Consider the following 23,683-nt stretch of genomic DNA (forward strand, 5'->3'; position numbering starts at 1 on the left):
CGCCATGCTGCTCGAAGTACGTGATCTCCACGTGGAGTTCAAGACGCGGGACGGGGTCGCCAAGGCCGTCAACGGGGTCAACTACTCGGTGGACGCCGGGGAGACGCTCGCCGTGCTCGGTGAGTCCGGCTCCGGCAAGTCCGTCACCGCACAGGCCGTGATGGGCATCCTCGACATGCCGCCCGGGCGGATCGCCGGCGGCGAGATCCTCTTCCAGGGCCGGGACCTCCTGAAGCTCAAGGAGGACGAGCGGCGCAAGGTACGCGGCTCCGAGATGGCCATGATCTTCCAGGACGCGCTGTCGTCCCTGAACCCGGTGCTCAGCGTCGGCGACCAGCTCTCGGAGATGTTCACCGTCCACCGCGGCATGTCCCGCAAGGACGGCAGGGCCAGGGCCGTGGAGCTGATGGACCGGGTGCGCATTCCCGCGGCGAAGGAGCGGGTGGGCCAGTACCCGCACCAGTTCTCCGGTGGCATGCGCCAGCGCATCATGATCGCGATGGCCATGGCCCTGGAGCCCTCGCTGATCATCGCGGACGAGCCGACCACCGCGCTCGACGTCACCGTGCAGGCCCAAGTCATGGATCTACTGGCCGAGTTGCAGCGTGAGCTGAACATGGGCCTGATCCTGATCACGCACGACCTCGGCGTGGTCGCCGACGTCGCCGACAAGATCGCCGTCATGTATGCGGGCCGGATCGTCGAACAGGCCCCGGTGCACGACATCTACAAGGCGCCCGCGCACCCGTACACCAAGGGGCTGCTCGAATCGATCCCCCGGCTGGACCAGAAGGGCCGGGAGCTGTACGCGATCAAGGGGCTGCCGCCCAACCTGATGCACATCCCGCCGGGCTGCGCCTTCAACCCGCGCTGCCCGATGGCCCGGGACATCTGCCGCGGTGAGGTGCCGCCCCTGTTCGACGTGGCCCCGGACCGGCAGAGCGCGTGCTTCTTCTGGAAGGAGACCCTCGATGGCTGAGGCCATTCTGGAGGTCAGGGACCTGGTCAAGCACTACCCGCTGACCCAGGGCATCCTCTTCAAGAAGCAGATCGGCGCGGTCAAGGCCGTCGACGGGGTCTCCTTCGACCTGGTGGCCGGCGAGACGCTCGGCATCGTCGGCGAGTCCGGCTGCGGCAAGTCCACGGTCGCCAAGATGCTGGTCAACCTGGAGCGCCCGACGGCGGGGCAGATCAAGTACAAGGGCGAGGACATCACCACGATGTCGGGCCGTGCCCTGAAGGCCGTGCGCCGCAACATCCAGATGGTGTTCCAGGACCCGTACACCTCGCTGAACCCGCGCATGACGGTCGGCGACATCATCGGGGAGCCCTACGAGATCCATCCCGAGGTCGCCCCGAAGGGGGACCGGCGCCGCAAGGTCCAGGATCTGCTCGACGTGGTCGGGCTCAACCCGGAGTACATCAACCGCTATCCGCACCAGTTCTCCGGCGGACAGCGCCAACGCATCGGCATCGCGCGGGGGTTGGCGCTCCAGCCCGAGATCATCGTGGCGGACGAGCCGGTCTCCGCGCTCGACGTGTCGGTCCAGGCCCAGGTCGTCAACCTGCTGGACCGGTTGCAGAGCGAGTTCTCCCTCTCGTACGTCTTCATCGCCCACGACCTGTCCATCGTGCGGCACATCTCCGACCGGGTCGGCGTGATGTACCTGGGGCGGGTGGTCGAGATCGGCCGGGACGAGGAGATCTACGACCACCCCACCCATCCCTACACCCAGGCGCTGCTCTCCGCGGTGCCGCTGCCCGACCCCTCGGCGCGCGAGCACCGCGAGCGGATCATCCTCACCGGCGATGTGCCCTCCCCGGCGAACCCGCCGTCGGGCTGCACCTTCCGCACCCGGTGCTGGAAGGCGCAGGAGCGGTGCGCACAGGAGGTGCCGCTGCTGGCGGTGCCGGCCGAGTTCCGTCTGACGGAGGGGCCGGCGCACCACCCCTCGGCCTGCCACTTCGCGGAGGAGAAGCGGGTGGTGCCCACGGACCCCGGCTGAGTCGTCGGGTGACGGCACGGTCCGCGGCGAACACCAGGGCCCGCGCCCGCGGTTGGGACTGGGGTGTGCGGGCGTGGGCCCCGGCTCCGAGCGGAGGCACTACGAACTCGGGTCAATGGGTGTCCGTCGCCTCCTCGATCGCGGCGAGAGCGGGATCGAGGACGACGTCCTCGCCCCGTGCCGCGACCGTCGGTTCCTCGGGGAAGTGGCACGCGGTCAAGTGCCCCTCCCGGTTCCCCTCGATGCGCACGAGCTGCGGTGTCTCGGTGGCGCACTTGTCCTGGGCCTTCCAGCACCGGGTGCGGAAGCGGCAGCCCGAGGGCGGGTTCACCGGTGACGGCACGTCCCCGGCCAGCCGGATCCGCTCGCGGCCCTCGCCCTCCTCCTCCACCACGGCCTCGGGCACCGCCGAGAGCAGCGCGTGGGTGTAGGGGTGGCGCGGCCGCCGGTAGATCGAGTCGCGGTCGCCGACCTCGACGATGCGGCCCAGGTACATCACCGCGATCCGCTGCGAGAAGTGCCGCACGATCGCCAGGTCGTGGGCGATGAACAGGAAGGCGATGTCCAGCTCCCGCTGGAGGTCCTGGAGCAGATTGACGACCTGCGCCTGGATGGACACGTCGAGCGCGGAGACCGGCTCGTCGGCCACGATCAGCTTGGGCTCCATGCCCAACGCCCGTGCCACGCCGATGCGTTGACGCTGACCGCCGGAGAATTCGTGCGGGAACCGGTTGTAGTGCTCGGGGTTCAGGCCGACGGTCTCCAGGAGCTCGCGGACCCGGTGCTCCACCCCGCCCGACGGCTTGATGCCGTTGACCACCATCGGGTTGGCGATGATGTCGCCGACCGTCTGGCGCGGGTTGAGCGAGGCGTACGGGTCCTGGAAGATCATCTGGATCTCGGACCTGATCGGCGCGAGCGTCCGCCGCGAGGCGTGGGTGATGTCCTGCCCCGCGTAGACGATCTTGCCGCTGGTCGGCTCCAGGAGCCGGGTGACGAGACGGCCCGTGGTCGACTTGCCGCAGCCGGACTCGCCCACCAGACCCAGGGTCTCGCCGCGCCCGACGCTGAAGTCGATGCCGTCCACGGCGCGGACGTCGCCGACGTGCCGCTTGAAGAGGAACCCCATGTTGATCGGGAAGTACTTCGCGAGCCCGGTCACTTCGAGCAGCGGTCCGCTGCCGCCGGACCCGGACGCGGGGCCCCGCTGCTTGACGAGGCTGGTGGCGTTCTCACTCATGACGATGTCCGCATCCTTGTCAGCGCAGCCTGGGGTGGATCTGCTCGATGAAGACGGCTTCCTTCTGAGTGGCCGTCAAATGGCAGGCGGAGCCGCGTCGTTCACTTTCGGGAAGATCGGGCCGAGCGGTGGCGCAGAGCCCGCCCGCCACCAGGTCGGTGAAACCGCACCGGGGGTGGAAGGGGCAGCCCGGCGGCGGCGAGAGCAGGCTCGGCGGGGCGCCGGGGATCGGTACGAGCGGGGTGTCCACCGAGGAGTCCAGGCGTGGTACCGAACTCAACAGACCCCAGCTGTAGGGGTGTTGTGGTCGCTGCATGACTTCCTTGACGGTGCCGCGCTCCACGCACCGGCCGGCGTACATCACCATCACCTGGTCGGCGGTCTTGGCGATGACCCCGAGGTCATGGGTGATGATGATGATCGCCGCGCCGGTCTCCTGCTGGAGGTCCTTGAGCAGATCGAGGATCTGCGCCTGCACCGTCACGTCGAGCGCGGTGGTGGGCTCGTCCGCGATCACCAGGTCCGGGTCGCAGACCAGGGCCATCGCGATCATCGCGCGCTGGCGCATGCCTCCGGAGAACTGGTGCGGATAGTCGTCGACGCGGAGGTCGGGCTGCGGGATGCCGACCTTGCGCAGCATGTCCACGGCCCGGGCCCGCGCCTCGCGGCGTGAGGCCCCGGTGTGCTTCATGAAGGGCTCGGCGATCTGCCGGCCCACAGTGTAGAAGGGCGAGAGAGCGGCGAGCGAGTCCTGGAAGATCATCGCCATCTTCTTGCCGCGCAGCCGGTTCAGCTGCCGTTCGCTCGCGCCGGTCAACTCCTGTCCGTCCAGCAGGATTTCGCCCTGGATCTTGGTGTTGCGCGGATTGTGGAGCCCCAGGATCGCGAGGTTGGTCACCGACTTGCCGGAGCCCGACTCGCCGACGATGCCCAGCGTCGAGCCGCGTTCCAGGTCGAAGGAGAGACCGTCGACGGCTTTGACGGTGCCGTCCTCGGTGGCGAAGTGGACGTACAGGTCGCGGACCGACAGGAAGGAGGACGCCGGCGCGGTACCGGGCCCGGCGGCGGTCTGGCTCAGGGTGGACACGGATGGTTCTCCTGGAGTCTGCGGGCGTCAGGCGAGCCTGATCCGGGGGTCGATGAAGGCGTACGCCAGGTCCACGACGATGTTGCAGACGACGATGAGGGTGGCGCCGATGAGCATGACGGCCATCTCCAGGGGCAGATCGCTGCGCAGCACCGCCTGCACCGAGAGCAGGCCGAGCCCGTGCAGGCCGAAGGTGACCTCGGTGATGATCGCGCCGCCGAGCACCGCGCTCAGGTCCACGCCGAAGATGGTGATGATGGTGGCCATCGCGCCCCGCAGCGCGTACCGCAGGAAGACGTAGCGCGACGACATGCCCTTGGCGCGGGCCGCCCTGATGTGGTCCTCCGAGAGCTGCTCGACCATCAACGACCGTGTCTGGCGGCTGTAGTTGGACCAGAAGATCACCGAAAGGACCAGACAGGGCAGGATCATCCCAGTGACCGACCCCCAGGCGTCGTGCGCCCAGTCGACGTCGTGGCCCCGGTCCAGCCAGCCCAGTTTGGTGGAGAAGAGCAGGATCGCCAGGGGCCCGATGAAGTAGATCTGCACCGACTGGCCGAGCAGCGACGTGGCACTCGCGATGCGGTCGAAGACCGTGCCCTGGCGCCAGGCCGAGACGAGTCCGAGCGAGACGCCGATCGTGAGGAAGGTGGCGGCGCCGCCGACCGCGAGGGTCAGCGTGGTCGGGTAACTGTCGGCGATCGTGCCCCAGACCGGCTGCTGATTGGCGAAGGAATAGCCGAAGCAGGGCGCTGGGCAGTCACCGACCGGCATGTGGCGGCCGGCGAAAATGCCCACCATGTAATGCCAGTACTGCGTCCAGATCGGCAGGTTGAGCCCGAGGTTCTTCCGGATCAGGGCGACATTCTGTGGATCGCATTGTTTGCCACAGGAAAGAAGGGCCGGATCGGAAGGCAGGGCGAAGAAGAGGAAATAGGTGATCATGCTGATAAGCAGCAGGATGACCACGGCACCGAGCACGCGGCGCACGAGGAAACGGAACATGGAATGGCTCTTCCGTCGCTATGCGGTTCCCCCGGCCCGGTCGGGGCCGGGGGAACCGAGCCGCAGGTACTACTGCTTCACGAAGATCGAGTTCGGGTTGATCGTTCCGTAGACCTGGTTGTAGGTGACGCCGCCCAGGCCCGAGCCGTACAGGTTGAAGTACTTGTCGAAGATGAACGGGATCTGCGAGGTGTCCGTCTGGAGGACGTACTCGGAGAGCTGCTCCCAGGCCGCGGCCTGCTGCGGCAGGTCGGTGATCTGGTTGATGCGGTCGATCTCGGAGTTGACCTTCGGGTCGTTCAGGAACGAGTAGTTGTTGGTGCCGTCCTGGAGGTTGCGCCCGTCCAGGGTCGGCGGTACGACGGTCGATCCGTTGGGCCAGTCCGCGCCCCAGCCGGTGCGGTACATGTCGTACGGGGTGTTCACCTTGCCGACCACCGTGTAGTACGACGTCGGGTCGATGGCCTTGCGCTCGACCTTGAAGCCGGCCTTCTCAAGCGCCTTCTGGATGGTCAGCGTGACGGTGTCCCAGCGCGGGGTGTTGGCGTACGCGAGGGAGATCTTGTACGGGGTGGTCACGCCCGCGTCCTTGAGCAGCTGGAGCGACTTCTCGGGGTCGCCCATCGGCTTGGCGAGCTTGCCGAACGGGTCGAACTTCTTCCAGCCGGCCACGGTCGGGCTCAGCAGCGTGGTGCCGAGGTCGCCCTGCGCACCACCGCCGAAGGCCTGCTGGACCTGCGACATCGGGAACGCGTAGGCCAGCGCCTGGCGGACCTTCGGGTTCGTGATCCGCTTGGTGTTGAGGTTGAACACCTCGACGTACGGCTGGTACTCGTTGACCGTCCGGCTCTTGTACTGCGGGTCCGAGGTCAGGGTCTGCATCTTCGACGGGTCCGCGGAGCCCGACATGTTGATGGCGTACTTGTCGGTCCCGGTGTCGGCCGAGAGCCGGTTGGTCAGACCCGGCTCCGCGATCCCCAGCTGGAACTGCCACTTGTCCGGGTAGGCGTTGCGGATCGGGTCCGTCTTCGGGTCCCAGTTGGTGTTGCGCACGAAGGTCAGCGACTTGCCCGGCTGATAGCTCTCGATCTTGTACGGACCGCTGGAGACCGGGTGGTTGTTGTACTTCTGCTTGTCGTCCTTGGCCTTCGGGACCGGCGAGATGTTGGGCATCGCCATCGCGTACGGGGTGTCCGCGTGCGGTGCCAGGAAGTGGAAGACGATCGTCTTGTCGTCCGGGGTGGAGATCTTCTCGTTCGGGATCTCCTTGCCGTCGTACGGGCCGGTGTACTGCTTGCGGTAGTCGGGTCCGTACAGCCACTTCTGGACGTACTGCGGGCCCTGCGTCTCGTAGTCCGCGAAGAGCCGCTCGATGCCGTACTTGATGTCCTTGGTGGTGATCGGCGTGCCGTCCTCGAACTTCACCCCGTCCTTCAGGGTGTACGTCCAGGTCTTGGAGCCGTCCGACGGCGTGCCGCTGTCGGTGGCGAGGTCGCCGACGATGATCGTCTTGCCGGTCTTCGGGTCGATCTTGTAGCCGGTGAGCGAGCGGTTGTAGAGCAGCTGCACCGACAGCTGGTCGCTCACGTACTGCTGGCCCGGGTCCAGGTAGTCGAAGCCGGCCTGGTCGAGGCTGTAGGCGGTGCCGCCGCTCTTGGCGCCGTCGACCGCCGGGGCCGGCCCGGTGGAGTCGGCCTTGGTGCCGACACCGAAGTTCGTCACCGTGGCCTTCTTGCCCGAGTCGGAGCCGCTGCCGCCGCCGCTCGCCCCGCCGCTGCTGCACGCGGCGGTCAGCGCCAGTGCCCCGACCGCGAGGACCGCGGAAACCTGGCGCGCCTTGTTTATTCTCATGAGTTCCTGCCTGTCAGGATGATCGGACTTCAGCGCACGGTCTTGGGGTCGAGAGCGTCCCGGACCGAATCCCCGAGCAGGTTGAACGCGACGACGAAGACGACCATCGCGATGCCGGGGAAGAACATGAAGGTGAGATCGGAGTCGTAGTACGTGGCTCCGGACTGGAAGAGCAGGCCCCAGTCGGGCGTGGGGTTGTGCACCCCGACGCCGAGATAGGAGAGCCCCGCCTCCGCCGTGACGTTGACCGGCAGCAGCAGGGTCGACTGCACGAGCACCGTCGACCAGATGTTGGGCAGCAGCTCCTTGCGGATGATGCGCCAGCCCGAGGCGCCGCTGAGCCGGGCCGCCTCGATGAACTCGCGCTCCCGCAGGGAGAGCACCTGCGCCCTGATGAGCCGCCCGATCGTCATCCAGCCGAGGATCAGCTGGACCAGGATCAGTGCCACCACCCGGACGTACGTCGGCTCGTCGTCGGTGGGCGAGACGAACAGCGCCACGATCACCGGCGTGAAGGCGATGAAGAACAACTGCTGCGGGAACGACAGCATCAGGTCCGAGAACCGGCCGACGAAGTAGTCGGTCCTGCCCCCGAGGTACCCCTGCACCAGGCCCACCAGGACCCCGATGATCACCGCGACCACGGTGACCGCGAGGGCGATGAGCAGGGAGGTGCGGATGCCGTAGATCAACAGCGTGAACACATCGCGGCCGAGGTGCGGTTCGAGGCCGAACCAGAAGTCCCCGTCGATGCCACCGTTGGGCTTGAGCGGAGTGCCGTAGCTGTTCAGCAGCCCGCGGTCCTGCCCGTACAGCTGGTAAGGATCTTTTCCGTACAGCTTGGAGATGAGCGGAGCAGCCAGCGCGATCACAATGAATCCCAGAACCGTAAAGGCACATAGGATTCCGACCTTGTCGCGTTTGAACCGGATCCACGCCAGACGCCCCGGGGAGCGTCCGACAAGCTCACTCGTCTTGACTTCTAAACCGTCGGCCGGGTCGGGGTTTTGTCCCTCGCCGGGAAGTGGACCGGATGGTTCCATGGCAGCTCTGGTGGAACTCTTCATTCGCATTGCCCTCCGCACAGGAAGGATTCAGCAGGCGCCACTGCGTTATTTGTTGATCGGAACATTCATGCGTGCGGCGGCGCCAGTCAAGGGGTTCGAGCAGGCCAAGGCGAACTCCCCGGATAACTTGGCCCAAGATTTCTGTCTTCGGTGCGGCGGCGTGCTTGACAGCCTCCTGGGCAATCCGGAATCTCCCGCTAAAAGGGCATCAATTTCCGTAACACGCGGGCAACATGCCCGTCGCGGCGCCGATATGCGGACATGGCACGGTGAGCACCGTACGGCCGTGCGGGTGCCGTGGCCGGCCGGGCGCCTCCTGGGGGCCCGGCCGGCCGTCATCCGGGCCCGGATCTAGGCGGGAGCGAGCCCCAACGAGCGGCGCAGGAAGTCGACTTGGAGCAGCAGGAGGTTCTCGGCCACCTGCTCCTGCGGGGTCATGTGCGTCACGCCCGTGAGCGGCAGCACCTCGTGCGGGTGCCCGGCCGCGAGGAGTGCGGAGGAGAGCCGCAGGGCGTGGGCCACCACCACGTTGTCGTCCGCCATGCCGTGAATGACCATCAGCGGGCGGGCCGGATCGGCCGGGTGCGTCAACTCGCCCTGCGAGACAAGCGAGTTGGCGGCGTAGACAGCCGCGTTCTCGGTGGGGTCGCCCAAGTAGCGCTCGGTGTAGTGGGTGTCGTACAGCTCCCAGTCCGTCACCGGCGCGCCCGCGATCCCGGCGTGGAACACATCGGGCCGGCGCAGCACCGCGAGCGCCGAGAGATAGCCGCCGAAGGACCAGCCCCGCATCGCTACCCGGCCGAGATCCAGCGGGAAGGTCCCCGCCAGGCCGTGCAGCGCCTCGATCTGGTCGTCCAGGGCGAGCGTGAAGTCGCCCCTGATCGACTTCTCCCAGCCGGGCGAGCGGCCCGGGGTGCCGCGTCCGTCCGCGACCACCACCGCGAAACCCTGGTCCGCGAACCACTGCGAGGCGAGGTGCGCGTCGTGCGCGGCCACCACCCGCTGTCCGTGCGGCCCGCCGTACGGATCCATGAGTACGGGCAGCGGTCCATCGCCCTCGCGGTAGTGGGAGGGGAGCAGCACGGCGCACGGGATCCGTTGCGCGCCCCCTTCGGTCAGCCGGAGCGACACCGACAGGCATGGGGTGGCGGCATATGACGCGATCGTCGCCGGTTCCTGACCGTCCCGCAGCACCTGGACCGTCGCCCCCGGGCGGTCCGGCCGGGCGGAGCTGAGCACGGTGACCGCGCCGGACCGTACCGCCGTGTGGACTCCGGCTCCCTCCGAGAGGCGTTGGGTACCCAGCTCGTTGACGCGGTACACATGGATCTCGCCGGTCTCGGGAGCACTGCCCGCGGGCGAGGGGATCCCGGCGCCCTCGGACGCGGAGATCAGCACATCGCCGTCGCCGATGTCGAGCACCGCCCTGACGTGCAGTTGCGGCCCGGTCAGGGTGCGGTCGCCCACGGCGAGGACCCGCGCCCCGCCCTCGTCCGCGATCCGCACCAGACGCCCGTCGGGCGCCCAGGCGGGGACGCCCGGAAGCAGTTCGAGCCAGTCGGCGTCCTCGTCGACGTGCACGGTGCGGGTGGTCCCGGAGACCGGGTCCACCGCGAGGTGGTGCTGGACGCGCTGGTCCCGGGACTGGACGAGCAGCAGCGGGGCGCCGTCCGGGGACCAGTGGACCCTGGCCAGATAGGGGTGGCGGACGCGGTCCCAGACGACCTCGGTACGGCTGCCGTCGAGCGCGTACAGGAAGAGCCGTACCTCGGCATTGGGCGTCCCCGCCGCCGGATAGGCGACGCGGGACGGCTCCTGCCCGGGGTTGGCCGGATCCGCGATCCACCAGCGCCGCACCGGTGTCTCGTCGGCGCGGGCCACCAGGAGGCGGTCCGAAGCGGGACTCCACCAGTGGCCGCGCGTGCGGGACATCTCCTCCGCCGCGATGAACTCGGCCAGCCCGTACGTCACTTCGGGCGTCTCGGGCTCGGCGAGCGCCCGGTCGCCGTCGCCCTCGGTCCCCACCACCCGCAGCGCGCCCCGGGCCACGTAGGCCACCTGCCGGCCGTCGGGGGAGGGGCGGGGGTCGAGCACCGGGCCCGGCACCGGCAGCTCCCGCGCGGTGCCGGCCCGCAGCTCCGCCGTGAACAGCCGCCCCGACAGGGCGAAGGCGGCGAGCTCCACGGCCGCGTCGGTGGCGTAGCCGACGATTCCGGCCGAACCCTCCCGGCTGCGTTCGCGCCGCGCCCGCTCCTGCGCGGAGAGCCGCTCCTCGGCGCCGCCGAGCAGCGCCTCGGGGTCCGCGGCGATCCGCTCCTTGCCATCGCGCGCCAGGTCGAGCACCCACAGTGCGTGGGTGCGTTCGGTGCCGGACGGCGAGCGCAGGAAGGCGATCCGCTCCCCGTCCGGCGACACGGTGACGGCGCGGGGCGCACCGAGCGTGAAGCGCTGGGTGCGTGCTGACTGCCTGGGGAAGGAGAGCTGCCCGGGGTCCTCCGGGTGCTGGGATGCGGTGGTCGTCATGAGGGGAACCTAGCCGCAGGCTGTGCGACCCGCTCGGCTGCGAGTCACGTGCGCCCCTTGTGCGCCCGTGCCCCGATCAATGCGGTCCCACGGATAGTTATGATCCGTAGCACTCAGTGGGTATCAACCTGCTGCCGTACACGCGTTGCTGGGTCCGTCCGACCACCGGAACAGATGGAGGTGAACCGCCGTGGCACTCTCGATTTCGGCGGTGGTGCTGCTGGCGATCGTCGTCTTCCTGCTGGTCCGGAAATCCGGGCTCAAGGGCGGACACGCGGCGATCTGCGTCCTGTTGGGCTTCTACCTGGCGAGTTCGTCCATCGCCCCGACCATCAGCCAAGTGACCAGCAACGTGGCCGGGATGATCGGCGGGATCAAGTTCTAGGGCAGGGTCCGCCGGGCGGGCCCCGGCGGGCCGCGGCCCGCCCCTGAACGCCGCGGGCGGCCGGGCGGCCCGGTGGCCGGGGCGCGGGCCGGGCCCGGCCTCGTAGGCTTGCCCCATGTCGGAACTCCCCGCCCGCCGTCTTCTCCTGGTGCACGCGCACCCGGACGACGAGTCGATCAACAACGGCGCCACCATGGCCAAGTACGCCGCCGAAGGCGCGCACGTCGCCCTGGTGACCTGCACGCTCGGCGAGGAGGGCGAGGTCATCCCGCCGGATCTCGCCCATCTCGCGCCCGACCGGGAGGGCGGCCTCGGCGCCCACCGCATCGGCGAGCTCGCCGCCGCGATGAAGCACCTGGGCGTCACCGACCACCGCTTCCTCGGCGGCCCCGGCCGCTTCCACGACTCCGGGATGATGGGTGCCGAGCAGAACCACCGCGCGGGCGCGTTCTGGAACACGGACGTGGACGAGGCGGCCGGGTACCTCGTAGAGGTGATCCGTTCGCTCCGCCCGCAGGTCCTGATCACCTACGACCCCGACGGCGGCTACGGCCACCCCGACCACATCCAGGCGCACCGGGTCGCCATGCGCGCCGCCGAACTCGCCGCCGAGCCCGGATACCGCACCGAGCTCGGCGAGCCGCACGCCATCGCGAAGATCTACTGGAACCGGGTGCCCCGCCCGGTCGCCGAGCGCGCCTTCGCCGAGCTGCGCGCCGCCGGAACGGACTTTCCCGGCATCGCCGCCATCGACGACGTACCGGGTGTAGTGGGCGAGTCGGACATCACCGCCGAGATCGACGGCACCGCCTACGCCGCCGCCAAGAGCGCGGCGATGCGCGCGCACGCGACCCAGATCGCCGTCCAGGGGCCCTACTTCGCGCTCTCCAACGGCCTCGGCCAGCCGATCTTCACCACCGAGTACTACCAACTGGCCTCCGGCGTGCCCGCCGTCGAGCCCGGGCAGCGCGAGCACGATGTGTTTGAAGGGGTGGGCGAATGAGTACGCGTACGGCCATGGACGACACGAGGACGCCCTCAAGGGCCGCCCGCATCGCGCTGTACGCGGGGCTCGCCGTCCTCGGCGCCCTCGTCGCCGCCGCCGGGGCGCTCGTCCAGGCGGCCTGGTTCCCGGGCGGCCTCGTCCTCGCGCTCGCCGGCGCGGTCGGCCTGTTCTACTCCGGTACGCAACTGACCGGCGCCCGGGGCGGAGTGGGTGCGCCCGCGGCCGGCTGGCTGGTCACGGTCGTCCTGCTGACCGCCTCGCGCCCCGAGGGCGACTTCGTGTTCGGCGCCGGAATGGGCTCGTACGTCTTCCTGCTCGGCGGGATGGTCGCCGCTGTGATCTGCGCCACGATCGGCGGATTCGCGCAACCCGGCGCCCCGGCCGCCCGACTTGGCAAGTGACGTGCACGGCCGCCGCGACGCAGTAGAGGGGGACGGGGTACGCCTTCTCGGGGCCGCCCCGTACGCGGCGGCGACGGCCAGTATGGTGGTGCGCGCCGCCGAGCCGCCCGTACAGAGGCACCACAAGAACGAGACCGGGTGGCGGAGCCGATCGGGAGAGAACCAGCCTTGAGTCGTGAAACTGACAGTTCGTCCTCCGGCCGCCAGGGCCGGGGCACAGCCGGGTATCCGTCGGGTACCCCGCCCTACGGAACCCCGTCGTCACCGGGCCAGGACACTCCTGAGGCCACCGGCGAACCGGACGAGCCGAAGACCGAGACCACGCTGACGACGCGGATCCGCATCAACATCCCGGGCTCGCGCCCCATTCCGCCCGTCGTGATGCGTACGCCGATGAGCGACATCGCCAAGGCGCCCGAGGCGGACGGCGAGGGCGAGCGCACCGGTTCGGTGCCCCGGCCCGACGCCCCCGCGCCGGAGCCCGAGGAGCCGGCCGCCGGGGAGCGGCCCGCCAGCGACTGGTTCGCCCCGCGCAAGTCCGCCTCGGCGCCCGGCTCTTCGGCGACCCCGCCGGGCGGCACCCCGCGGCCGGACCTTCCGTACTTCTCGGACGGACCGGGCGCCGCGGCGCAGAACGGCGGCACCGGCGCCGGCCCGAACGGCCCCGCCACCACCGACCGAGCGAACGGCCTCGGTGGCTCCGACGGTTCGCTTCCCGGCGAGCCCTCCGGACCGACCACGGGACCCGTCACCGGGAACGCGGCGCTGCCCGTCCGGCCCGTGGGCAACCGGCCGGGTGCCCGGCCGGGCCCGGAGGCGCGGCCCGGCGAGCCCTCGCTGTTCGGCGCCGCGCCGGGTCAACCCCCGGCTCCTGCGGCCGACTTGGGACGTGGTCCGGACCAAAGGCCGCGTCAGGGAGCCGACCTGGGCTTCGACGAAGGACCGCGTCCCGGTGAGGCCGCCCGGCCCGGCCAGAACCCCCTGACGTCCCCGGGCGGCGGCCACCCGTTCGCGCCCGGCGGACCGGGCCCGGCACCCGCCCTGTCGGACGACACCGCGATCCTCACCCCGCAGACCCCGGCGCCGAGCCCGCTCACGCACTCCGTGGGCAACCCGCTGGCGAATCCGGCGGTCAACCCGGCGGCGCCCGCCCCCGGCGGCCATGTCTCCGGCGACACCCTCACCAGCGGCATTCCGGTGATCCCGCCGGAGCACCGGGGGGCGTCCTTCCCGGCCGGGCCCGCCATGTCGCCCGGCGGCCCGACGCTCACCCCGCCCCCGGCCGCCGGCCAGGACGCGGCCGAGCCCCCGGCGGCGCCCAAGAAGACCTCCGCGCCCGCCAAGAAGAAGGGCCGCTCCAAGCTGGCCCTGCTCGGCGGCGGCGTGATCGTCCTGGCCGGTGTCGCGTACGGCGCCGGTCTGGTCCTCAACCACTCCGAGGTCCCCAAGGGCACCACCGTCCTCGGCGTGGACATCGGCGGCGGCACCAAGGAGGCGGCCGTCTCCAAGCTCGACCAGACGCTCGGCAAGCGCGCCAACCAGCCGCTGCACCTCACCGTCGACGGCAAGCAGGAACAGCTGAAGCCGGAGATCGCGGGCCTGTCCCTGGACAGCCAGGCGACCGTCCGGGCGGCGGCCGGCAGCGACTACAACCCGGTGTCCGTCATCGGCTCGCTGTTCGGCGGCAAGCGGGTCGCCGAGCCGGTGATCCCGGTCGACGAGGAGAAGCTCGGTGTCGCGCTGACCGACCTCGCGGGGGCCTCGGGCTCCGCGTCGGAGGGCACGATCAAGTTCGTCCCGGGCAAGGCCGTGGCCGTGCCGGGCAAGGCGGGGAAGTCGCTCGACGTCAACCGTTCGATGATCGCGGTCAAGGACGCGTACCGGACGCTGGTGCAGACCGGCAAGGCGGACGCGGTGCCGCTGCCCGTCGCGGTCCGTCAGCCGACCGTCGGCCAGGCCGAGATCGACCGGGCGATGGACGAGTTCGCCAAGCCCGCGATGTCCGCGAACGTGACGATCAAGGCCGGCGGCAAGTCGCTCCCCTTCGGCCCGCTCAAGTCGCTCCCCAAGATCCTCTCGATGAAGGCGGACAACGGGAAGCTGGTGGAGGTCTACGACAAGGCCGCCATCACCGAGCTGATCGGCAGCACCTTCAAGGGTGTGATGGTTACCCAGGGCGGCCAGAAGCACGAGGTGTCCGCGGACGACGTGGCTGTCGCCATGAAGACGGCCCTCCGGGGGAAGACCACGGCTCAGCGGACCGTGACGATCGACTGAACCCGGGCCGGTTCCCGTGCGGGGCTGGGTGGGCTGCGGGTGTGCGGTTTGCCGGCCGGTGCCGGCCTGTGTCGGCCGGTGCTGGCAGGTGCCGGCCGGTTGTGCGCAGTTCCCCGCGCCCCCTGGGTTGGTTTGTGGGTGCGGGCTGTGAGGGGCTGGTCGCGCAGTTCCCCGCGCCCCTGTAGGGCGCCCGGTGTCGTGTCGTGGGGTGGAGGGTGGCTGCCCCGTGTCCCCGCGGGGCAACCGGATGTCATGCCGCCGGGCATGACATCCGTCATGCGGGAGTCACGACGCACGCCACTGCCGTCGTGCACGGGGGCTGCGCGAACCTGGGGGCATGACGCAGACAGCACCTGCCGCCGAGCGGACCGCACAGTCCGTGGTGAGCTTCGAGAACGTGAACAAGAGCTACGGCGAGGTCCGTGCCGTGGCCGACCTGTCGCTGCGGCTCCACCCCGGCGAGACGGTCGCCCTGCTCGGCCCCAACGGCGCCGGCAAGTCCTCCACGCTCGATCTGCTGCTCGGGCTGCGCAACGCCGACTCCGGCACCGTCAGCCTCTTCGGCATGACGCCCGCCCAGGCCATCGACGCCGGCAAGGTCGGCGCGATGCTCCAGAGCGGCGGCCTGATGGAGGACGTGACCGTGCGCGAGCTGGTCAAGCTCGGCTGCGATCTGCACCCCAAGCCGCACCCGGTGGCCGAGGTCATGGACCGCGCGGGGATCGCGCAGATCGCGGACCGCAAGGTCAACAAGCTCTCCGGCGGCCAGGAGCAGCGCGTCCGCTTCGCGCTCGCGACCGTCGGCGCCAACGACCTGATCGTCCTCGACGAGCCGACCACCGGCATGGACGTCACCGCCCGCCAGGCGTTCTGGGCGACCATGCGCGAGCAGGCGGCGCAGGGACGTACGGTCCTGTTCGCCACGCACTACCTGGAAGAGGCCGACGCGATCGCCGACCGGGTGCTCGTGCTGCACAAGGGCCGGCTCCTCGCGGACGGCACCGCGGCGGAGATCAAGGCGAAGGCGGGCGCCCGCCGGGTCAGCTTCGACCTGGAGGGCGCCATCGACGAGGCCGCCCTGCGCGGGCTGCCCTTCCTCTCCACGATCGACATCTCCGGCCGCACCGTCCGCATCCAGTCGCACGACGCCGACGCCACGATGCACGCCGTGTACGGGCTCGGCCTCTACCCGCGCAACCTCGAAGTCGCGGGCCTCGGCCTGGAGCAGGCCTTCGTCGCCATCACCTCGGCCGAGGAGGCCAACGCAGCATGAACACGTTGATCAAGCTCGAAATCACCCGCACCCTGCGGAACAAGAAGTTCATGTTCTTCTCGGTGATCTACCCCTCGGCCCTCTACCTGCTGTTCGCGGCCTCGCAGAACGGCACCGACAAGGTCAAGGGGACCGACCTGACCTTCCCCGCCCTGTACATGGTCTCGATGGCGTCCTTCGGCGCGATCACGGCCGTCCTCATGGGCAACAGCGAGAAGATCGCCAAGGAACGCGAGAAGGGCTGGGTGCGCCAGCTGCGTCTGACCACCCTGCCCGGCCGGGGCTACGTCCTGGCCAAGATCGCCAGCGCGGGGGTCGTGACCCTGCCGTGCATCGTGGTCGTCTTCCTGGTGGCCGCCGTCACCAAGGGCGTCCGGTTCGAGGCCTGGCAGTGGGGCGCCCTGACCGTCGCCATCTGGGCGGGCTCGCTCTGCTTCGCCGCGCTCGGGGTGGCCATCGGCTACATCGCCAGCGGTGACGCGGTCCGCCCGATCACGATGATCATCTACTTCGGTCTGTCGATCCTGGGCGGGCTGTGGATGCCCAGCACCGTCTTCCCGCAGTGGCTCCAGAACATCGCGGAGTGGCTGCCCACCCACGCGTACGCTGCCCTCGGACAGGCCATCGAGCTGGGCGACGCCCCGCACGGCAAGGACCTCGCCATCCTCGTCTTCTACTTCCTGCTCTTCGCGGGCGGCGCGGCATGGCTGTACCGGAAGGACACCCTGAAGGCGTGAGTCCCGTGAACCAGGGCCACAGCAAGGCGCCGGCGGTGCGGATCGGGCTGAGTCCCGAGACGCGCCGCCAGATGCTCCAGAAGCTGATGTGGGTCGGAATCTGGCTGGCCTTCATGGGCGCCCCGATCGGCGATCTGCTCGACGGCAACCACACCACCGTGCCGACCGTGCTCGGCTGGCTCGGCCTGGCCGGCTTCGTGACCGTCTACCTGGCCCTGGTGCTGCGGCACACCGCCCGCCCGATGGCCACGGCGACGGTCTACGGCCTGCTCGGCTTCCTGGCGGTCCTCGCCCTCACGCTCTCCCTCACCCTGGGCTCGCCCTGGCTCGTACTCTTCGTGTACGTGTCCGTCTCGTGCGGGGCGACCCTGTCGCCGGCCCTGGCGAGCTGGGCGATCCTCGTGACGACCGCGACGATGACGGTGATCGGCACGCATACCGCCCATGTCGGCGACGTCGTGCCGGGTCTCGTCGTCCCGGCCCTGCTGGGTGGCTTCGCGATGACCGGCGTACGCCATCTGATCCGCACCTCCGTCGAACTGCGCGAGGCGCGGGCGACCGTGGCCCAACTCGCCACGAACGAGGAGCGGTTGAGGATGGCGCGCGATCTGCACGACCTGCTCGGACACTCCCTCTCGCTCATCACGCTCAAGAGCGAGCTCGCCGGGCGGATGCTGCCCGGCCACCCCGAGCAGGCGGCCAAGGAGGTGGCCGACATCGAGCAGGTCGGCCGCCAGGCGCTGGCCGACGTACGGGCCGCCGTGAGCGGCTACCGCCGGATGACCCTGCCGGCCGAACTCGCGGGCGCCCGTACGGTGTTGAACGCCGCGGGCATCCAGGCGGACGTGCCGACCGAGGCGCCCGGGGGGCTGCCCGCGGCGGAGGAGGAAGTGCTCGCCTGGGTGCTGCGCGAGGCCGCCACCAATGTCGTACGCCACAGTGGCGCCCGGCACTGCACGGTCACGCTCGACGTCTGCCAGACGCTGGACGGACGGTTCCTGGAACTGCGCGTCCGGGACGACGGCAGGCCGCGCCCCGGCGCGCCGGCGCCGGACCCGGGCCACGGCCTCACCGGGCTGAGGGAGCGCCTGGAGAAGGTGTCCGGTGTCCTGGAGACGGAAGCGGGACGCAAGGGGTTCACGCTCACCGCCCGGATCCCGCTGATTCCGGACGCGTCCGGAATCCCTCTAGTATCCGGCCCATGATCCGACTTCTCCTGGCCGAAGACCAGTCCATGGTCCGTGAGGCCCTCGCCGCGCTGCTCGGCCTGGAGCCGGACATGCGGGTGGTCGCACAGGCCGCCCGGGGGGACGAGGTCGTGGACGCGGCCCGCGCCCACGACGTGGACGTCGCCCTGCTCGACATCGAGATGCCGGGCCGCACGGGCATCGAGGCGGCGGCCGAACTGCACCGCGAGCTGCCGGCCGTCAAGATCGTCATCCTGACCACCTTCGGACGGCCCGGCTACCTGCGCAGCGCGATGGAGTCGGGCGCGGACGCCTTCCTCGTCAAGGACGCTCCGGCGGCCCAACTCGCCACGGCGGTGCGGAAGGTGCTCGCGGGGGAGCGGGTCATCGACCCGACGCTCGCCGCTGCCGCGCTGGCCGAGGGAGCGAACCCCCTGACCGACCGCGAACGCGACGTGCTGCGCGCGGCGCAGGGCGGGGCGACCAACGCGGAACTGGCCACGGCGCTGTCCCTCTCCCAGGGCACGGTCCGCAACTACCTCTCCATGGCCATCCAGAAACTGGCGGCCCGCAACCGTGCGGAGGCGGTCCGCATCGCCCGCGAGAAGGGCTGGCTGTAGGGGAGTTGAGGGGGCCGGCGGGGTGCGCCCACCGGCCGGGCGTGCTCTCAGCAGCTCACGAGCAGCAGGGTCAGCGCGGAGCAGACGTGGACGGCGGAGTTGTTGCCCGGGTCCGGGTCGGCGGGGGTCAGGTCGACCAGGGCGGCCGTGACCGGGAGGTTGCCGCTCATCGTCAGGAGGCCGGCGTGCAGCGTCAGCTTCTTCGTGACGGTGGCGCCGGACGGGATCGCGCCGAGCGCGCAGACGGCGGTCCGGTTCGTTCGGTCGATCGTGCAGCCGGACGCGGAGGGGGCCGTGAACCCGGCCGGATAGCTGAACCACACCCGGGCGGCGCTGACGGCCGAGGGCCCGGCGTTCGTGACGCTCGCGGTGAACGTGGCCGCGTTGATGCCGAGGCCCTTCGGGGAGGCGTCGAGCGAGACGGCCAGATCGGCCTGGCCGGTGTCCGCGCCGGCGGGGGCGGCGGAGCCGAGGGCGAGGAGGGGCAGGAGGAGGGCGGGGGCGAGGCGAGCGGCTATGGGTCTGAGGCGTGGCAAGGTGACTCCCGGGGAGGTCGACGTGGCATGGCTGCGCCCGCTCAACAGGGCCTTCCGTACGCCCTGTTGAGGCCGCGCCCACAGATTGTGACCGCTGTCGGGCGCCTCGGCAGGCGTTTCCCCCCGCCCCGCCGGATTGGCCGAATCAGACCCCCTGGGGCTCCGCCCCTGCCCCGGGGGCGTTTTGCCCACCCGCCCGCCCGTGGCTCGGGGTCGGTGGGTTCCGGCCCCTGGGGCTGCGCCCCAGACCCCCGGGGTTCGCCCACCCGCCCACCCGTGCGGCGGGTTGCATCGGCTGAGCCCTGGGGCTGCGCCCCTGACCCCGAGGGGGCTGCCCACCCTCCCGCCCGTGACGGGGGTCGGACAAGCTGAGCCCTGGGGCTGCGCCCCAGACCCCCTGCGGGGGCTCTGCCCCCTGCACCCCCGTTCGCGCCTGAACGCCGCTCGTCCTCAACTACCCCAAGGCGTTAAGGGCCAGGGGGACCCCCGTGACGGGCTGAATTCCCTGACACGGGCCACCAGCGAGGCCCTCAGGGGCGCGGGGAACTGCGCGAGCGGCCACGCACGGTGGACGGACGAGGGCGGGGTTGGGGGGTTGGGGGGCGCGAGGAACTGCGCGAGAAGCGAGTGCGGTCCGCAGGCGGAGGCGGAGGCGGAGGCGGGGTTGGGGGCGCGGGGAACTGCGCAAACGGCCACGTACGGCCCTTACGTGAAGCGGGAGTTGGGGGCGCGGGGAACTGCGCGAACGGCCACGCACGATGGACGGACGAGGGCGGGGTTGGGGGCGCGGGGAACTGCGCGAGCAGGGCGAGCCGCGGCCCAAGGGGTGAGGCAGAGGGGCCCGGCCCTCAGTTGAGCATGGCTCGCGCGGCGAACGCCCGGCGGCGGATCGCGGCCGCCGCAGCCGGATTCACCGGATCCAGCACCGTCGCGTAGGCCTCCAACTCCGTCGCCCCGGCCACGAACTCCCCGCGCTGGACCAGGAGTTCGGCCCGCTCCAGGCGTAGGGCGGCCGGGTGGGAGGGGAGTAGCAGGGACAGGTCCACCGCCCACAGGGCGACCGCGCTGTGTTCGGGGCGGGCCGCGGCCCAGGCGCGGATGTTGTTGAGGATGCGCAGCACCGTCTCCAGCGGCGCGGCCGGGCTCAGCATCGACTCGTCGAGGCCCGCCCCGGTCGCCCCGGCCACCAGAAGCTCCGTGTCCGTGCCGGTCAGGAGCCGGCCCCCGTCGAACGGGTCGACAAGGACCCGGTCCTCGCGCGGGCCGAACCCCACCACGAAGTGCCCGGGCAGAGCCACCCCGTACACCGGCGCCCCGGCCCGCCGGGCCACCTCGATCCACACCACCGAGAGCAGGATGGGAAGGCCGCGCCGGCGGCGCAGCACCTCGGGCAGCAGGGACGACTCCAGGCGCTCGTAGTCGGCGGCGGCGCCCCGGAAGTGGCAGGCGGAGCCGAGGAGTTCGGCCGTGGCCGCGGCCCAGGCCCGGGCGCCCGCGAGACCGTGGGGGAGCAGCCCGGCCAGCCGGTCCAGTTCGATCTGCGCCGCGTCGATGCCGCGTTGGCCGAGTGCGGGGTCCGCGACCGCGGCGATGAGCAGACAGAGCCTTCCCACGTCGGGACGCTCGGAGCGGGCCTCCTCGGCGAACTCCCGCCGCCAGTCGGGGGTTTCCGGATCCATGTCATCCATTTCGTCCGGATCATCTACGTCATCCGGGTCATCCGGGTTATCCGGGTCGTTCATGTCGTTCATGTCGTTCGGGTCGTTCATGTCGTCGGCTTCGCTGCCGGTCAGCCGGGGCCGGGGCCGGTGCCGGCGCCGGAAGGGGCGCGGAAGTGGTGGTAGTTGTGGTGCGTCGCGAAGCCCAGGCCGTCGTAGAGCGCGCGGGCGCCCTCGTTGTCCGACTCGACCTGGAGCCAGGCCGCCGACGCGCCCTCGTCCAGGGCCCGGCGGGCGAGCGCCGCCATCACGGCCGTCGCGAGACCGCTCCGGCGCCGCGCCGGGTCGACCTCGACCGCCATGAACCCGGCCCAGCGCCCGTCCACCACCAAGCGGCCGATCGCCGTCGGCACGGCCCCCTCGCCCGTGACCGAGGCGAACCACACGGAGGGCCCGCTGCCCAGGACCTTCAGGACGTGCTCGCCCGGGTCCGCGGAGCGCTGGTAACGGCTCAGCCAGGCCTCGTCGACGCCGCGCTCCAGCCGCACCACGGACACGTCCGCCTCCGTGTCGCCGATCGGCGCGAGCGCCGCGATCCGCACCTCGGCGCTCACCTCCCGCTCCCAGCCCGCCCGTTCGAGCTCCGCGCCGAGCACCTCCTGGGTCCCTTCGGCGCCCGTCGCGGTCTGGACGTAGGCGGGCAGGCCCCGGGCCGCGTACCAGTCGCGTACGCGGTCGAGGGCGTCGGGCAGGGGCAGGCCCGGGTCGCCGAGGGGGAGGGCCGAGTTCGCCCGTCGGGTGAAACCGCCCGCGGCCCGCAGCGTCCACGCGCCGAGCGGCTCGCTCTCCACGGGCTGCCAGGCGCGCGCGAGCACCGGCGCGAGCTCCGCGAAGGAGGCGGCCGGACCGCGGCGGCGGGCCGGGGCGGCCGGCACGACCTTGCCGGCGACGAGCGTCGTCTCGTCGACGAGCACCGTCTCACCGCTCTTTCGTGTGATCGACAACACACCGTTGTCCCACGAGGTGAGCACGCCGACCGTGTCCGTGAAGCGGGAGCCCGGAGTTCCGCCGGAGCTCAGACGCCGGACTGATACGCGTTTGCCCGTATCGGCCGCCGTAATTCGGACCTCAAGCCGTCCGCCGGTGGTGAATTCCACAGGTCTCTCCGCCCCTCCTGTTCGGATCGTGCCCCGAACCGGAGATACTAGGTGCGGGCATCGACGACGCCGCGCTCCCGCGCGCCACGTGGACGGAGCCGCAGATCGGCCCGCCGCGCCCTATCGAGGAGGAACGACAGCGTGACCTACGTCATCGCGCAGCCTTGTGTCGACGTCAAGGACAAGGCGTGTATCGAAGAGTGCCCGGTCGACTGCATCTACGAGGGCTCCCGGTCCTTGTACATCCACCCGGATGAATGCGTCGACTGTGGCGCCTGCGAGCCGGTGTGCCCGGTCGAGGCGATCTTCTACGAGGACGACACCCCGGACGAGTGGAAGGACTACTACAAGGCGAACGTGGAGTTCTTCGACGAGCTCGGCTCGCCCGGTGGCGCCTCCAAGCTCGGCCTGATCGAGCGGGACCACCCCTTCATCGCAGCGCTGCCGCCGCAGAACGGCTGATCGCGCTTCCCCGGTCCCCGTACGGCACAGTCGCCGTACGGGGCCGCGGTGTTTCCCGGCGCGGCTCGCACAGCACCGTACGTACGAGAAAGTGAGCACTTCCGTGAGCGCAGTCTCCTCACGCCTTCCCGTCTTCCCCTGGGACAAGCTGGAGCCGTACAAGGCGACGGCGGCGGCCCACCCGGACGGCATCGTGGACCTCTCCGTCGGCACGCCCGTCGACCCGGTCCCCGCGCTCGTCCAGGAGGCCCTGACCGGCGCCGCGGACTCGCCGGGCTATCCCACGGTGTGGGGCACGCCCGCGCTGCGGGACGCGATCAAGGGATGGCTGGAGAAGCGCCTGGGCGCGCGCTCGGTCGGGCACACCAACATCCTGCCGGTGGTCGGCTCCAAGGAGCTGGTGGCCTGGCTGCCGACCCAGCTCGGCCTCGGCGCCGGCGACCAGGTCGCCTACCCGCGGCTCGCGTACCCGACGTACGAGGTCGGCGCGCGGCTGTGCGGCGCGGAGGCGGTCGTCTACGACGACCCGACCGAACTCGACCCCACCCACCTGAAGCTGCTCTGGCTCAACTCGCCGTCCAACCCGACCGGCCGGGTGCTGGCCAAGGACGAGCTCGTCCGCATCGTGGCGTGGGCCCGCGAGCACGGCGTGCTCGTCTTCTCCGACGAGTGCTACCTGGAGCTGGGCTGGGAGGCCGAGCCCGTCTCGGTGCTGCACCCGGACGTGTGCGGGGGCGGCTACGAGGGCATCGTGGCCGTCCACTCGCTCTCCAAGCGCTCCAACCTGGCCGGCTACCGGGCCGCGTTCGTCGCGGGTGACGCCGAGGTGCTCGGCGAGCTGCTCCAGATCCGCAAGCACGGCGGCATGATGACCGCCGCGCCCGTGCAGGCGGCCACCGTGGCGGCGCTCGGCGACGACACCCACGTGCAGGAGCAGCGCGCGCGGTACGCGGCGCGGCGCGCGGCGCTGCGGGAGGCCCTGGAGGGCCACGGCTTCCGCATCGAGCACAGCGAGGCCAGCCTGTACCTGTGGGCGACCCGCGACGAGGGCTGCTGGGAGACGGTGGCCCACCTCGCCGAGCTCGGCATCCTGGTCGCGCCCGGCGACTTCTACGGCGAGGCCGGGGAGCGGTTCGTGCGGGTCGCGTTCACCGCGACCGACGAGCGCGTCGAGGCGGCCGTCAAGCGCCTCGCGCAGTAGCCGG

21 protein-coding genes are annotated in these 23,683 nt (G+C 70.8%); 12 read left to right on the top strand and 9 right to left on the bottom strand.

Annotated features, from left to right (window positions below):
• Positions 1 to 4: 4 nt before the first annotated feature.
• Positions 5 to 979 carry an ABC transporter ATP-binding protein gene (locus ACFYNP_RS18200; RefSeq protein ID WP_388406379.1) on the top strand — a complete coding sequence of 325 codons (975 nt, stop codon included), beginning with the start codon at positions 5 to 7 and terminating at the stop codon, positions 977 to 979.
• The gene (locus tag ACFYNP_RS18205) at positions 972 to 2,006 is read left to right on the top strand and encodes an ABC transporter ATP-binding protein (RefSeq protein WP_388406381.1); all 1,035 of its coding nucleotides are present in this window, start codon (positions 972 to 974) and stop codon (positions 2,004 to 2,006) included. The genes ACFYNP_RS18200 and ACFYNP_RS18205 overlap by 8 nt, the downstream gene beginning before the upstream one ends.
• 112 nt (positions 2,007 to 2,118) lie before the next feature.
• Here ACFYNP_RS18205 and ACFYNP_RS18210 read toward each other — a convergent pair whose 3' ends face one another.
• From ACFYNP_RS18210 to ACFYNP_RS18235, 6 genes are all read right to left on the bottom strand, one after another.
• Positions 2,119 to 3,246, bottom strand: a complete 1,128-nt coding sequence (locus tag ACFYNP_RS18210) for an ABC transporter ATP-binding protein (RefSeq protein ID WP_388406384.1) — start codon at positions 3,244 to 3,246, stop codon at positions 2,119 to 2,121.
• A gap of 19 nt (positions 3,247 to 3,265) precedes the next feature.
• A complete protein-coding gene (locus tag ACFYNP_RS18215) occupies positions 3,266 to 4,333 on the bottom strand; it encodes an ABC transporter ATP-binding protein (RefSeq protein ID WP_388786402.1) in 1,068 nt (355 codons plus the stop codon).
• Between the two features lie 27 nt (positions 4,334 to 4,360).
• On the bottom strand, positions 4,361 to 5,338 hold the full coding sequence (locus tag ACFYNP_RS18220) for an ABC transporter permease (RefSeq protein WP_161258070.1): 978 nt from the start codon (positions 5,336 to 5,338) through the stop codon (positions 4,361 to 4,363).
• Positions 5,339 to 5,407: 69 nt separating this feature from the next.
• Positions 5,408 to 7,189, bottom strand: a complete 1,782-nt coding sequence (locus ACFYNP_RS18225; RefSeq protein ID WP_388406389.1) for an ABC transporter substrate-binding protein — start codon at positions 7,187 to 7,189, stop codon at positions 5,408 to 5,410.
• 29 nt (positions 7,190 to 7,218) lie between these two features.
• On the bottom strand, positions 7,219 to 8,256 hold the full coding sequence (locus ACFYNP_RS18230) for an ABC transporter permease (protein WP_100574912.1): 1,038 nt from the start codon (positions 8,254 to 8,256) through the stop codon (positions 7,219 to 7,221).
• Between the two features lie 351 nt (positions 8,257 to 8,607).
• Positions 8,608 to 10,779 (bottom strand): prolyl oligopeptidase family serine peptidase, encoded by a 2,172-nt coding sequence (locus tag ACFYNP_RS18235; RefSeq protein WP_388786404.1) that lies wholly within the window; start codon positions 10,777 to 10,779, stop codon positions 8,608 to 8,610.
• A gap of 190 nt (positions 10,780 to 10,969) precedes the next feature.
• On the opposite strand from ACFYNP_RS18235, the gene ACFYNP_RS18240 reads away from it, so the two are divergent.
• From ACFYNP_RS18240 to ACFYNP_RS18275, 8 genes are all read left to right on the top strand, one after another.
• Entirely contained in the window at positions 10,970 to 11,164 is a 195-nt protein-coding gene (locus ACFYNP_RS18240; protein WP_100574914.1) for a hypothetical protein, read from the top strand.
• A gap of 115 nt (positions 11,165 to 11,279) precedes the next feature.
• Positions 11,280 to 12,167, top strand: a complete 888-nt coding sequence (mshB, locus tag ACFYNP_RS18245; RefSeq protein WP_388406395.1) for an N-acetyl-1-D-myo-inositol-2-amino-2-deoxy-alpha-D-glucopyranoside deacetylase — start codon at positions 11,280 to 11,282, stop codon at positions 12,165 to 12,167.
• On the top strand, positions 12,164 to 12,571 hold the full coding sequence (locus ACFYNP_RS18250) for a DUF6113 family protein (RefSeq protein WP_388786405.1): 408 nt from the start codon (positions 12,164 to 12,166) through the stop codon (positions 12,569 to 12,571). Before mshB ends, ACFYNP_RS18250 begins: the two co-directional genes overlap by 4 nt.
• A 168-nt stretch (positions 12,572 to 12,739) precedes the next feature.
• Positions 12,740 to 14,848, top strand: coding sequence for a hypothetical protein (locus tag ACFYNP_RS18255; RefSeq protein WP_388786407.1), 2,109 nt, complete (start codon positions 12,740 to 12,742; stop codon positions 14,846 to 14,848).
• A gap of 337 nt (positions 14,849 to 15,185) precedes the next feature.
• Complete coding sequence (locus tag ACFYNP_RS18260; RefSeq protein WP_388786408.1) at positions 15,186 to 16,121, top strand: ABC transporter ATP-binding protein; 936 nt, start codon at positions 15,186 to 15,188, stop codon at positions 16,119 to 16,121.
• Complete coding sequence (locus tag ACFYNP_RS18265) at positions 16,118 to 16,858, top strand: ABC transporter permease (RefSeq protein ID WP_388406406.1); 741 nt, start codon at positions 16,118 to 16,120, stop codon at positions 16,856 to 16,858. Before ACFYNP_RS18260 ends, ACFYNP_RS18265 begins: the two co-directional genes overlap by 4 nt.
• Positions 16,859 to 16,929: 71 nt before the next feature.
• Positions 16,930 to 18,063: a sensor histidine kinase gene (locus ACFYNP_RS18270; RefSeq protein ID WP_388786626.1), complete on the top strand. Its 1,134-nt coding sequence runs from the start codon at positions 16,930 to 16,932 to the stop codon at positions 18,061 to 18,063.
• Positions 18,060 to 18,665: a response regulator gene (locus ACFYNP_RS18275; RefSeq protein ID WP_388786410.1), complete on the top strand. Its 606-nt coding sequence runs from the start codon at positions 18,060 to 18,062 to the stop codon at positions 18,663 to 18,665. Before ACFYNP_RS18270 ends, ACFYNP_RS18275 begins: the two co-directional genes overlap by 4 nt.
• Before the next feature lie 47 nt (positions 18,666 to 18,712).
• Here the strand turns inward: ACFYNP_RS18275 and ACFYNP_RS18280 are convergent, their stop codons facing one another.
• The 3 genes from ACFYNP_RS18280 to ACFYNP_RS18290 all read right to left on the bottom strand — a co-directional run bounded on the left by ACFYNP_RS18280 (position 18,713) and on the right by ACFYNP_RS18290 (position 22,016).
• Positions 18,713 to 19,201, bottom strand: a complete 489-nt coding sequence (locus ACFYNP_RS18280; RefSeq protein WP_388406412.1) for a hypothetical protein — start codon at positions 19,199 to 19,201, stop codon at positions 18,713 to 18,715.
• 848 nt (positions 19,202 to 20,049) lie between these two features.
• A complete protein-coding gene (locus ACFYNP_RS18285) occupies positions 20,050 to 20,880 on the bottom strand; it encodes a tetratricopeptide repeat protein (protein WP_388786412.1) in 831 nt (276 codons plus the stop codon).
• A 110-nt stretch (positions 20,881 to 20,990) separates the two neighbouring features.
• Positions 20,991 to 22,016, bottom strand: a complete 1,026-nt coding sequence (locus tag ACFYNP_RS18290; protein WP_388786413.1) for a GNAT family N-acetyltransferase — start codon at positions 22,014 to 22,016, stop codon at positions 20,991 to 20,993.
• A gap of 141 nt (positions 22,017 to 22,157) precedes the next feature.
• Between ACFYNP_RS18290 and fdxA the strand changes: the two genes are divergently transcribed.
• On the top strand, positions 22,158 to 22,478 hold the full coding sequence (gene fdxA, locus ACFYNP_RS18295; protein ID WP_018845645.1) for a ferredoxin: 321 nt from the start codon (positions 22,158 to 22,160) through the stop codon (positions 22,476 to 22,478).
• A 103-nt stretch (positions 22,479 to 22,581) separates the two neighbouring features.
• Positions 22,582 to 23,679 carry a succinyldiaminopimelate transaminase gene (gene dapC, locus ACFYNP_RS18300; protein ID WP_388786415.1) on the top strand — a complete coding sequence of 366 codons (1,098 nt, stop codon included), beginning with the start codon at positions 22,582 to 22,584 and terminating at the stop codon, positions 23,677 to 23,679.
• Positions 23,680 to 23,683: the final 4 nt, after the last annotated feature.

It is taken from the genome of Streptomyces sp. NPDC006691 (assembly GCF_042869955.1).
In the GTDB taxonomy this organism is placed as follows: Bacteria; Actinomycetota; Actinomycetes; order Streptomycetales; family Streptomycetaceae; genus Streptomyces.